Annotated in this window: 1 protein-coding gene; it reads right to left on the bottom strand. The window is 39.7% G+C overall.

Annotated features, from left to right (window positions below):
- Nucleotides 1-1,384: ABC-F family ATP-binding cassette domain-containing protein (locus tag AC1DRF_RS27855; RefSeq protein WP_477742294.1), on the bottom strand; the 1,384-nt coding region annotated here is incomplete at both ends.

Below are 1,384 nucleotides of genomic sequence, written 5' to 3'. Positions count from 1 at the left end.
GCGTTTGAGTATCCAAATCATTAGTCGGCTCATCTAGAAGCAAAACATTCGGCGATGTCATTAATAATTTCAACAAGTATAAACGACGGCGCTCTCCTCCGGACAACTTTTGAATGGGTGTTCCGTGCGTATGTGAAGGAAATAGAAATCTCTCAAGCATTTGCGAGGCAGAGATCATTTTCCCATCCGTCGTATGCACAACTTCTGCCGATTCTTTAATATAATCAAGCATGCGTTGATTCAAGTCCATATCATCGCTTTCTTGGGTATAGTAAGCAACTTTAACCGTTTGTCCTCTGTCAATTTCACCGCTGTCCGGCTCAATGCGTCCTGCAATCATATTCAACAGGGTGGACTTTCCGCTTCCATTTTTTCCGACAATTCCAATTCGATCTTGTTTTTTCACGATGTGCGTAAAGTCTGAAAGAATGATTTTATTTTCATACGTCTTAGACACATCTTTTAATTCAAACACTTTTTTCCCAAGGCGACTGCCTACTAAACTTAAATCCAGTGATTCTTTTTCAGAGGAATCGATTTTCCCTTCTAATTCATCAAATCGCTGAATACGCGCTTTTTGCTTAGTCGTACGTGCTTTTGCTCCTCTGCGAATCCAAGCCAACTCATTGCGGTATAAGTTGCTTAATTTTGCTTGAGTTGCTTTTTCCTGATCTTCTCGAATCGCTTTTCCTTCTAGAAAAGCAGCATAGTTTCCTTTATAGCTATATAAATTTCCACCGTCTAATTCAAAAATTCGGTTTGTAACAGCATCCAAAAAATAGCGATCATGAGTAACAAGCAGCACGGCTCCTTGATATTTGGATAAATATTCTTCGAGCCATTTAACGGTCTCATAATCTAAGTGGTTAGTCGGCTCATCTAAGATCAGTAAATCAGGTGTTTGAATTAGACTTTGCGCAATGGAGACGCGCTTTTTCTGTCCACCTGAAAGCTCACCAATTTTTGCACTCATATTTGAAATTCCAAGCTTCGTTAAAATCGACTGTGCGTTAGAATTGGCTTCCCACGCGTTCATCGCATCCATTTTCTGTTGCAAATCATACAATGTTTGCTGATTTTTTTCGTTTGCAGAGTCTTGCTCTAACGCATACAGAGCTAGCTCATAGTTTTTTAATAAGTTAAGAAGAGGCGTATCTCCGCTGAAAACTTGCTCCAAAACCGTTAAGTCTTCATCAAAATCCGGATGCTGTGGTAAATATGTCACGCTGTAGTCTTTAGCATGAAAAATATCTCCTTCGTCTCCGAGCTCTAAACCTGCGATAATTTTAAGAAGCGTTGATTTCCCTGTTCCGTTTACACCGATTAAGCCGATTCGCTCATTTTCCGTAATGGTAAATGTTAGTTGATGAAACAGCTCTTTTTC

This window comes from Priestia sp. P5_B4 (assembly GCF_056400385.1).
Note: the sequence above shows the minus strand (reverse complement) of the source record. Positions and strands in the feature narration are given on the sequence as shown.